Genomic DNA, 1,011 nt, shown 5'->3' on the forward strand with positions numbered 1-1,011 from the left:
GGCGGGCCCGGGGCCCGTCTTGCCGACCGGGTCGCGGCCCCGGGATGGATCGGCGGGACGGGCCCTATCCGCCCACCCTGGCCAGGGCGTCCACCACGCGGGCGTCGTAGACCCGGCCGCGGCCCAGCCGCAGCGCCTCCAGCGCCTCCAGCCGCCCGACCGCCTCGCCGACTCCCCGGCCGCGGGCCGCCGTGAGCAGGTCGTCGTGGGCGTTGGCGACCCGGATGATCCGGGACGCGAGCGGCACCGGTCCCTCGCCGGGGACGGTCGCGGTGACGGGGTCGGCCAGCCGGGCGACCTGCTCGGCCACCTGCCGGGGCACCCCGGTGCGGCTGATCACCTCGCTGCCGAGGCGGGCGATCCGCTGCTGCTCGGCGCAGGGCAGCAGGGCGGTGGCGCCGTCCGGCACCGGTTCGACCAGGGACAGCTGGCCGACATCGTGCATCAGCGCGGCGTACTCCAGCAGGGCGAGCTCGCGGGTGCCCAGACCCAGCTCGCGGCCCAGCGCGCACGCCGTGTCCGCGACCCGGCGCGCGTGCCCGTGCGGGGTGTAGCCGGCCAGCTCGGTGGCCCTGGCGAGGCTGGCGATGGTCTGCCCGGTGGTGGCCCGCACGGCGGCGGCGCGCCGGAAGGACACCTGGGCGAGCAGCAGCGGGGTGCAGAACAGCGGCAGCGCCCACAGCCCGACCTCGCCGGCAGCGAGGCTGACCAGCATCCCGGTGGCGACGATCGCCGAGCCGATGCCGAACAGCGAGCGCAGCTCGTCCTCCAGCGCCGCCGGGAACCGCAGCCCGCCGCCGGAGCGGCGCAGCAGTGCCGCCAGGGTCGCGTCGCAGAGCGCGGCCAGCGCGGCGACGGCGGTCAGGAACACCCCGTACGCCGGGCCATCGGGGGAGAAGCGGTCGACCGTGCCGCCGTTGTAGAGCGGCTGGAAGACGGCGGCCGCGAAGCCGACGGCGAGCACCCGGCGGGCGGCGCCGTCGCGGCGGGCCGGGTCGGCCCAGGACGGAC

Annotated in this window: 1 protein-coding gene; it reads right to left on the reverse strand. The window is 78.2% G+C overall.

Features of this window, described 5'->3' with window-relative positions; genetic code table 11:
* Positions 1–64: 64 nt before the first annotated feature.
* On the reverse strand, positions 65–1,011 hold a 947-nt coding region (locus tag KS423_RS46170; protein WP_224285615.1), incomplete at its 5' end, for an HD-GYP domain-containing protein.

The sequence above is a fragment of the Streptomyces sp. LS1784 genome (assembly GCF_020103755.1).
Taxonomy (GTDB): domain Bacteria; phylum Actinomycetota; class Actinomycetes; order Streptomycetales; family Streptomycetaceae; genus Kitasatospora.